The 8,854-nt window shown below is 61.4% G+C and carries 8 protein-coding genes; 3 read left to right on the forward strand and 5 right to left on the reverse strand.

Going from position 1 to position 8,854, the window contains the following annotated elements; genetic code table 11:
• Positions 1-9: 9 nt before the first annotated feature.
• Positions 10-354, forward strand: coding sequence for a hypothetical protein (locus GNZ13_RS12080; RefSeq protein ID WP_172164045.1), 345 nt, complete (start codon positions 10-12; stop codon positions 352-354).
• Positions 355-406: 52 nt separating this feature from the next.
• Here GNZ13_RS12080 and fabV read toward each other — a convergent pair whose 3' ends face one another.
• The gene (gene fabV, locus GNZ13_RS12085) at positions 407-1,603 is read right to left on the reverse strand and encodes an enoyl-ACP reductase FabV (protein WP_172164048.1); all 1,197 of its coding nucleotides are present in this window, start codon (positions 1,601-1,603) and stop codon (positions 407-409) included.
• An 823-nt stretch (positions 1,604-2,426) separates the two neighbouring features.
• Here fabV and GNZ13_RS12090 point away from each other — a divergent pair.
• A complete protein-coding gene (locus GNZ13_RS12090) occupies positions 2,427-4,919 on the forward strand; it encodes a penicillin-binding protein 1A (protein WP_172164051.1) in 2,493 nt (830 codons plus the stop codon).
• A gap of 18 nt (positions 4,920-4,937) precedes the next feature.
• On the opposite strand, the gene GNZ13_RS12095 is transcribed toward GNZ13_RS12090, so the two are convergent.
• Positions 4,938-6,056: a porin gene (locus GNZ13_RS12095; protein ID WP_172164054.1), complete on the reverse strand. Its 1,119-nt coding sequence runs from the start codon at positions 6,054-6,056 to the stop codon at positions 4,938-4,940.
• Between the two features lie 399 nt (positions 6,057-6,455).
• On the opposite strand from GNZ13_RS12095, the gene GNZ13_RS12100 reads away from it, so the two are divergent.
• Positions 6,456-6,827, forward strand: coding sequence for a hypothetical protein (locus tag GNZ13_RS12100; protein WP_236001958.1), 372 nt, complete (start codon positions 6,456-6,458; stop codon positions 6,825-6,827).
• A gap of 53 nt (positions 6,828-6,880) precedes the next feature.
• Here the strand turns inward: GNZ13_RS12100 and GNZ13_RS12105 are convergent, their stop codons facing one another.
• The 3 genes from GNZ13_RS12105 to GNZ13_RS12115 all read right to left on the reverse strand — a co-directional run.
• Positions 6,881-7,312, reverse strand: coding sequence for a cupin domain-containing protein (locus tag GNZ13_RS12105; RefSeq protein ID WP_172164057.1), 432 nt, complete (start codon positions 7,310-7,312; stop codon positions 6,881-6,883).
• A gap of 36 nt (positions 7,313-7,348) precedes the next feature.
• Positions 7,349-7,786, reverse strand: coding sequence for a carboxymuconolactone decarboxylase family protein (locus tag GNZ13_RS12110; protein ID WP_172164061.1), 438 nt, complete (start codon positions 7,784-7,786; stop codon positions 7,349-7,351).
• 187 nt (positions 7,787-7,973) lie between these two features.
• The coding region (locus GNZ13_RS12115) for an IS1634 family transposase (RefSeq protein ID WP_456238724.1) at positions 7,974-8,854 on the reverse strand (881 nt) is incomplete at its 5' end.

Raw genomic sequence — 8,854 nt, forward strand, 5'->3', positions numbered from 1 at the left:
GGTTCAAAGATGCGGGTATCGAAATTTGCACTGGCTTTGCTGACGGCCTGTTTTACTCTCAACGCAAGCGCCGAGATGACGGCCTCGCAATACAAGCTCTGGGCGCATACCGACAACAACTCGGTCTACGCGGCTTACATCACCGGCACGATCAACGCGCTGGGGTGGGCGAACGGGGATCTGGTGTCGAAGAAGCGTCCGCCGCTGTTCTGCCCGCCACAAAACCTCGCTATCGGCAACCAGAACGTCTATCCGCTGCTCGATCGGTTTTTCACCAACCATCCGGGTCTTTCAGACGACTTTCCGATTGGCCTCGCCATTCTGCGCACGCTTCAGGCGGCGTTTCCCTGCTGATCACACTGAAAACGCACGGCTTGCGGGGTCGTAAGGACCCCGCAAGCAAACATCAGATCTGCACGAGCCCGGGGATCTGCACGTCCGGATTGACGTCGGCTTCGTAGTCCACGCCGGCGATCTCGAATCCGAACAGACGCAGAAAATCGGTCTTGTAGCCGCTGAAGTCGGTGAGCTCGTACATATTGTCGTTGGTCACCTGAGGCCAGAGTTCCTGGACGCGAGCTTGCACGTCGGGATCGAGTTCTTTGTAGTCGGCGCGCAGACGGCCTTCTTCATCGATGTGCGGCGTCGCGCCGTACATGCTGTCTTTGTAGAGACCGTAGACCTGCTCGATACAGCCTTCGTGCGTGCCTTTTTCCTTCATGACCTTGAAGAGCAGCGACAGGTACAGCGGCATCATCGGGATCGCGGAGCTCGCTTGCGTGACGACCGCCTTGAGCACCGAGACGCGTGCATCGCCGCCCTTGGCTGCGAGTTTCTCGCGGATACCGAGCACCTTCAGGTCGAGATCTTTCTTGGCCGCGCCGATCGAGCCGTTCCAGTAGATGTCGTGCGTGATCTTTTCGCCGAGGTAGGTGAACGCGGTCGTCTTCGCGCCTTCGGCGAGCACGCCGGCGTCGAGGAGGGCGTCGATCCACATCTGCCAGTCTTCGCCGCCCATCACCGCGACGGTGTTGTCGATTTCGGCTTGCGTGGCGGGTTCGAAGACGGTTTCCTTGACGACTTCCTTATCGGTGTCGATGCCGCGCAGGGTGACGGCCTTGCCGACCGGCTTCAGGGTCGAGCTGAACACTTCGCCGGTCTTCGGATGCGTGCGCTTGGGCGCGGCAAGACTGTAGACGACCAGGTCGACCTGGCCGAGATCGCGCTTGATGACTTCGATGGTGCGTTGCTTGACTTCATCGGAGAAGGCGTCGCCGTTGATGCTTGTGGCGTACAGGCCTTTTTCCGCGGCGAATTTCTCGAAGGCGGCGGTGTTGTACCAGCCCGCGGTGCCGGCTTTGGTTTCGCTGCCGGCGCGCTCGAAGAATACGCCGAGGGTGGCCGCGTCTGAACCGAAGGCGGCGCTGATGCGGGCGGCAAGGCCGTAACCCGTGGATGCGCCGATCACGAGCACCTTCTTCGGGCCGTTGGCAATGGGACCACGTGCCTTGACGTAATCGATCTGCTCTTTGACGTTGGCTTCGCAGCCAGTCGGATGGGTCGATACACAGATGAAGCCACGCACGCGCGGTTTGATGATCATGAAGCACCTCTTGTCAGAATTGCCGACATTATAGTGGGGTTGGGTTTTTGCCTGCTCGGCGGTTTCTGTCTGTTTGCCTGCGCGGCGCTTTGTTGTCTGGTTGCCTGCGGCGTTGGCCTTTCCTTGAATTGATATTGGATTATTAGCGTCGCCCCTGTGCGGGGCAGGCACTTACTTTCTTTGCCGCCGCAAAGAAAGTAAGCAAAGAAAGCGGCTCGAACCCCCTGCTAAGCGGGTCCCCCGCGCAATAGCGGTAGTGGAACATCTGGAATCCGTGCCCTCGCACATTCAGCCCTGGTGACAAGGCAGTCATACTTCCGGCGGCGCTGCGCGCGCCGAAGAGCACTCCATAAGACCGCTCGCTGCGTTTTGGCCCTCACGTTTTGCGATGGCCCTCACTGCGCTGAACCGAAGCCCCTGGTTTGCCAGGTATACCCATCCGCGACGCACGCAGTGCGGAGTGGGAACTGATGAGCCCTTTGTCACTAACGCGGAATGTGCGAGGGCACGGATTCCAGATGCACCACTACCTCCTCCAAGCCAGGGGACCCGCTTAAGAATTAGCGGTTGGAGCCGCTTTCTTTGCTTACTTTCTTTGCGGCGGCAAAGAAAGTAAGTGCCTGCCCCGCACAGGGGCGAACGCTAATAAACCACTAACAAAGCAAGGAAAGGCCAACACCGTAAGCGCACAGAAAAAAGCGCCGAGCAGGCAAACAGATCAAGGAAAGCCCAACGCCGTAGGTACACAACCGAAACCCGCCGACCAGGCCCCCTCAGCATCTTGATACGATGCTGCCTTCGTTAAGCAGAACGGTACCCCCGAGTGAAGCGCCTGATCCCCAAATTCCTACAGACCCTAGAAAAAGGGCTAACCCTGGCGAACCAACCCGTCGCCCGGGCCCTATGGCACCTGCGCCATCCCACGCTGCGCGGCGCGGCATGGGCCTGCGCCGCCATCCCGGCGCTCTTCCTCGTGTATGTCCTGGCCCTGATCCCGTTCACCCCCAGCATCGGCGACATCCGCAAGGCGAAAATCGAGCAGCCGGCCCAGATTCTCTCGGCGGACGGCAAACTGCTAGCCGAATTCAAGCCCTCGAACCGCGAGTGGGTGAAACTCAAGGACATCTCGCCGAATGTGGTGAACGCACTGATCGCCACGGAAGACCACCGCTTCTACCAGCATTTCGGGCTCGACTGGCGCCGCACGGCATCGGCCGCGCTGCACACGTTTTCCGGCGACCGCCAGGGTGGCTCGACGATCACCCAGCAACTCGCCCGCAATCTCTATCCAGACGAGATCGGCCGCGCCCCCACGCTGACGCGCAAGATCAAGGAAGCCATCACGGCCTTCAAGATCGAGGCGCTCTACACCAAGGACGAGATTCTCGAGACCTACCTCAACACGGTGCCGTTCCTCTACAACGCCTATGGCATCGAGATGGCGGCGCGAACCTATTTCGACAAATCGGCCGGCGACCTGAACGTGCTGGAAAGCGCAACACTCACCGGCATGCTCAAAGGCAATAGCTATTACAACCCGGTGCTCAACCCGGAACGCGCCCTGCAGCGGCGCAACACCGTGCTGGCGCAAATGGTCAAGTACGGCAAGCTCACGCCCGCGGCCTACGCGACGCTCGCGCGCCGTCCCTTGCGCATCGATTTCGAACGGCAAACCGAGCCGCCCGGACCCGCGCCGCATTTCGCGCAGCAACTGCGCAAGTGGCTCGCGGCATGGGCCGATCGCAACGACTACAACATCTATTCCGACGGACTGGTGGTGCGCACCACCATCGATTCACGCTTGCAGACCATGGCGACTCAGGCTGTGACCTTGCAAGGCAACCAGTTGCAGGGCATCGCCAACTCGGCGTGGGGCGCGCGCGCCGGTTGCGCGAACGGCCGCGACCTGCTGCAGACTTTCCTGCGCGAAACGCCCGACTATCGTGCCGCCAAAGACGCGGGCCTGACGGACGACGACGCGATGAAGCGCGTCTCGTCCGATCGCAACCTGGTGCAGACGGTATGCGAATCCAAGACCCGGGTGCAGGCGGACTTCCTCGCGATGGACCCGCGCAACGGCCAGATCAAGGCATGGGTCGGCAGCCGCGACTTCAGCCAGGACCCGTTCGACCACGTCCAGCAGGCGCGGCGTCAACCGGGTTCGACCTTCAAACCGTTCGTCTACGCCGCTGCCTTCGAAGACGGCGCCAAACCCAGCGATACGTTTATTGACAAGCCCGTCGAGATCCCGCTGGCCGGTGGCGAAATCTGGCGTCCGAGCGACGAGGATGAGCCAAGCGAGCGCGCTATCAGCCTGCGCGATGGCCTCGCTTATTCCCGCAACCGGATCACCGCCCAGTTGATGGAAACAGTCGGTCCGAACAAGGTCGCGAGACTGGCGCGCGCCATGGGCGTGCGCGACAGCGAACTCGACCCGGTGCCCTCGCTCGCGCTCGGCACGAGCCCGGTGACACTGAAGGAGATGGTCTCGGCCTACGGCACGATCGCCAACCTCGGCGGTTACGTGGAGCCGGTGATGGTCACGCGTATCGAAGACCGCAATGGCGAGGTGCTAGCCGACTTCGCTCCGGTGCCGCCCAAACAGGAGTTGCCGGCTGACGCCGCCCGCACGCTCGTCGATGTGATGCGCGACGTGGTGAGCCGCGGCACGGGTTCGAGCATTCGCAGCCGCTTCGGTGTTCGCGGCGATGTCGCGGGCAAGACGGGCACTACGCAGGGTAACGCCGACGGGTGGTTCATCCTGATCCAGCCGCAACTCGTGGCGGGCGCGTGGGTCGGCTTCAACGACAGCCGGGTGACCTTGCGCAGCGACTATTGGGGCCAGGGGGCGCACAGCGCATTGCCGATCGTCGGCGATTTTTTCCAGCGTGCGCAGCGCTCGAAGCTGGTCGACAGCCGCGTCAGATTCGCAACCGACCAGCAGCCTGGCTGGTTTGCGGAACGGTCGGGCAGACTTCGTGAATGGTTCCAGCATCTGTTTGCGGCATCGCCGGCGAAGACTGAGGCGCCGGTTGTCGCGCGAAGTACGACGCGACACGCGCCTGCTGTTACTGCACCTGCGTCGGCATCTGCCTCCGCGTCCGCTGCGAATGTCGAATCAAAGCCGCTCCCGGCGCAGCCGCCGCTTCTTCAAGCGCCTGTGCCGGCGAGCGGGTCAGTCGACGGTGAGACGCATGGCAGCGGCGAGCCGGCCCTGGCACCAACGCCCACGCCGGACGACATCGCGCCGCCAGACGCAGGCGGCGCGGCAAATCAAATCTTGGGCGCGCCAGCAAGCGCTAGCGCATCGCCCTGATGTCAATCACGTTGCGCCTTAGAACCGATGCGTCATACCCACCGTCGCAAGAATCTGCTTGGTTCCGGGTGCGGTCACGGTCACGCCCGGCCAGCTCACCGTGGCAGTGCCGTTGTTCTTCATGTAGCCCGCCCGCATGTACAGACTCGTACGTTGGGATATCGAATGATCGACGCCCAGCTCGATGCTCGGCGTATTGTCATGCGCGCCGCGTACGCTGCGCTGAACGCCGGCAATCGTGATCACGTCGGCCGGGGTTGCCTGGATCGTCGCGCCCAACTCCGCAATGCTCAGCGAATGCCCGGTGCCGAGGTGCGCGGCCAGCGACCCAGGCGTCGGGTCCTTCGCGCGGTTATATGAATAGTTGAACTGGAAGTTCACGATGCCGATCCGGTAAGCGAGCGCGCCGATAAAGTGCTCGGTGCCCAGCAGGCTCAGCGGAGCGGGCAGGCCTGTAATGGTTACCCGTCCCGGATGCTGGTTCACGTACGCAAGACCCGCGTAGAAACCGTAGCCCGAGTAAGTGGCCGCAACGTTCAGCATGTTGCCCGTCGTGGCCGGCACTGGCTGGCTCACCGTGGCGGAAAACGCATACATGCCGTGGAACCGCAGGCCTTTCAGATCCGGCGATTGATACATGATCGAATTGCTGGCGCGGCCGGAATCGTATTGCGTCGACAGCGTATTCCGATCCACTGCGAGGACGTTGGCCGAAAACGGCGACAACACTTCGTTCGCGCGAAACGGATCGGACGGATAGATGACCCGGAAGCTTGGCTCGTACTGACGTCCCATGGTCACCGAACCGTATTTGTCGTCGCTCAGGCCGACCCATGCCTGACGATAGAAGAGCGCCGAGGTGTCGGCGAACAAGCCGCCGTTGTTCACGTTAAAGCCCGTTTCGACGTTGAACTGCGCCTTCAGGCCACCGCCCAGGTCTTCGGTGCCCTTCAGGCCGAACAGGGAGCCGGTCGAGCCGCCGCTTTTTTCGGCATACGAGTGGACGCCGCCGTTGCTCAGATACTGGATGTTCGCATCGACGACGCCGTACAAGGTAACGCTCGACTCGGCCGCCGCGGCGCCACCGGCGGCAAGAATCAGCGTGGCTCCGCAAACGCCATGATTGATAAAACGCATGCATGTCTCCTCTTTTTATATCCGCCTGTTGCGGACTTGATTGCACGGCCGTGCTGGGGGGCGAGTGCGGTCTGGGTTCATCGACCCGGACCGGTCGCTGCATAAATCGAATGACCGTGCTAATTTCAAGTCAACTGGCGGGATAAAGCCAGTGCATTGTTTTTATTAGGAGAGTGCAAATATTGCATGACTGGAAAAGACCATGGAAACCTGGCTTAGGCCGACGGGATCATGCCGTTCGTCCGTCACGCCACGGACTTGCGAAGTCCCATCCCAGCACGGCCCGCCGGCGATTATTCAGGCGTATGCAACAGTGTTTTCGGATGACGAAGCTGATCTGGCGCGCCTGATTGCGCATAATTTCGAGATTGGTAAAACGGTCAAAAATGTAGGCGAATCATGTTCAACACTGTTTCAGATCACATGCCCGGTCAGGAGCGGGCATCCGTAGCGCTGCAGCGTGGAAGCTCACTGTCCAACCGGGCGCGCGCACTCGTCGCGGCGGTGGCCGCGTGTGCCAGCCTCATGGGATGCGCATCGACGACCGACGTTGTCGCCACCGACAAACCCGGCACCTACACGGTAGCGGCGAGCGCGACCGGGGGTCGGATGGCGTGGGCCCGCGCGCACGAACACGCCGTGAGCGAGGCGCGCGACTTCTGTGAGCGTCGCGGCATGCAGACCAGTATCACGACTGAAACGGTGAGCGGTGTGCAGATGATGACCGAGCATGGATCGTCATTGAATTTCGAATGTCATCCGAGGTTCTAGGGGAGGGGGACGGCGCCATCCCGCACCGCAATTCCGCATCTCACGTTACGCGCTCACTGCTTGTCGAACGTGACCAGATTTTTATCTTTCGTGTCCGCCACAAAAATGGCCAGCAGCTTCGCGGGTTCTGTATCGCTCCCGTTTTCGCTGATCATATGATGCGCGCCGGGCTTTTCGGTCCAGTATTCACCCGCGTGATAGACGCGCGTCTCGCCGTCGTTGACACGGCTGCGGATCGCGCCCGACAGAACATAGCCGACCACAAAGGCCTGTCCGTGCCGATGCGATGGCGACTTGCCTCCGGGTGCATAGTCGACGACAAGCGCCGTCATCGTTTTGCCCGGCACGTTGGCGATTGCTTCGGTGAACGCGGGCGTAATCGTCTCCGGTGCAGCGGCCGTATCGGCGGCGAATACGGGTTGGGAGATTCCCGCGATGGAAAGACCCGCGAGCGCTGCCGCCGCGATAAGCGTACGAATTTTCATGCGGTTACTCCTGGCTCAATGCCATAGCATCGTTGTTCAAGCCGGCAACTTGCGAAACGCGATCGCAAAGCGATTCCATGCGTTGATGGCGGAGATCAGCAGCGTCAGGTCGACCAGGTCCTCGTCGCTGAAGTGCGGGCGTACGGCTTGCCATACGGCGTCGGGTACGTGTTCTTGCGACACCAGCGTGAGCGCTTCAGTCCATTCGAGCGCGGCGCGCTCACGGTCGGTGAAGAAGGGCGTTTCACGCCACACCACGACGGTGGCCAGACGCCGCTCGGATTCACCGCCTTTGCGGGCGTCGGTGGCGTGCATATCGACGCAGAAAGCGCAGCCGTTGATCTGGGAAGCGCGTAGACGGACTAGTTCAGTCAGCGATTTTTCGAGGGCCGATTTGCCGATGCGCTCTTCGACGCCGACCAACGCCTTGATGGCGGCGGGGTTGGCTTTGTAGAAGTCGAGACGTTGTTCCATGATTCACTCCTTGACTGGTTAAGCCCACTCAGTGGGCCGGTGAGTGAAGATTAGGGGTTCAACTGGCCTTAGAAAATAACCAGTTTTGTCTAATTTTGGGTAGCCACTTTTTGGAGAATAAATCTGCCCGGCGCGATAGGGCTTACATTCCGCACGTCGAGGACACAATTTGGCGCGAATTTCGTCGCTAGTCTGGCGGGCGAAAGGCATCTTCCGGGACGCCGAGTAGGCTGAGCAGCTGACGCTGCAACTCCGTGAGGGGAACGTCGAAGACCTGCACCGTGTGTGCACCCTCGGTCAGCCGGTGACGTTGGGCGAGGCTGAACAGGCGCAGGATCTGTTCGGTCGTGGGGCGTGCGCACTGACGCTGCTCGGGATAAAGAGGCAGTTCGTCGAGATTCTCGCGCTTCATGGCAAGGCGCAGCTCGCGTTCAATGAGCGCCTGCACAAGCAGAGCGAGGAAGTACAGCGTGAAGAAAGCCTCAATGCGGCCCTCATCCTTCAGAAACACCGGTGCGATCTCATGTACCGTCTTGACCTGTTCGAAGCGCTTCTCGATCATCGGCTGACCCTTGTGGGCTTCCAGCACCTGGGCCGGTGACAGACTGCGATCGTTTGTGACCAGGGGATACATGCCATCGCTGCTGTGATCGTAAGCGATGGCCTGTTCGTCGGTCGCCCACTCGATGTCAAAGCGCCGCCTCGTGATCTTGCGGTAAGCGGTCTCGGGTCCCGGGCGACCCCGCCGCGTCTGCCTGTACTCGTGTTCTTCACGCACGGTACGCCGGACCTTCAGATAGCGGGCGACGTGGTGCTTCTCGAGCATCACCTTGATCTGCAGGTCAATCTCGGCAGCGCCACGCAGCCGCGTCTTCGCGCCGGCCAGCCGCACGCGTAGCTGCTGGAACTCTTCAATGGCCGCGGCGATGTTCCTGCGTCGCCTAGCCTCCTGGCGTAGGGTCAGCAACGGACTCCACACCCATACGACGGGCCATGCTTCGGCCGACAGCAGCGGCGCGCGAAAGACATACCAGCAGTCGCGCGGCCCGTCACTGTGGCGCGAATTGG

The sequence above is a fragment of the Paraburkholderia elongata genome, from assembly GCF_013177735.1.
Lineage (GTDB): Bacteria > Pseudomonadota > Gammaproteobacteria > Burkholderiales > Burkholderiaceae > Paraburkholderia > Paraburkholderia elongata.

Bases quoted from the DNA above. Each gene is read 5' to 3' on its own strand.
- GNZ13_RS12080 (WP_172164045.1), top strand. From the start codon at position 10: ATGCGGGTATCGAAATTTGCACTGGCTTTGCTGACGGCCTGTTTTACT.
- fabV (WP_172164048.1), bottom strand. From the start codon at position 1,603: ATGATCATCAAACCGCGCGTGCGTGGCTTCATCTGTGTATCGACCCAT.
- GNZ13_RS12095 (WP_172164054.1), bottom strand. From the start codon at position 6,056: ATGCGTTTTATCAATCATGGCGTTTGCGGAGCCACGCTGATTCTTGCC.
- GNZ13_RS12100 (WP_236001958.1), top strand. From the start codon at position 6,456: ATGTTCAACACTGTTTCAGATCACATGCCCGGTCAGGAGCGGGCATCC.
- GNZ13_RS12105 (WP_172164057.1), bottom strand. From the start codon at position 7,312: ATGAAAATTCGTACGCTTATCGCGGCGGCAGCGCTCGCGGGTCTTTCC.
- GNZ13_RS12110 (WP_172164061.1), bottom strand. From the start codon at position 7,786: ATGGAACAACGTCTCGACTTCTACAAAGCCAACCCCGCCGCCATCAAG.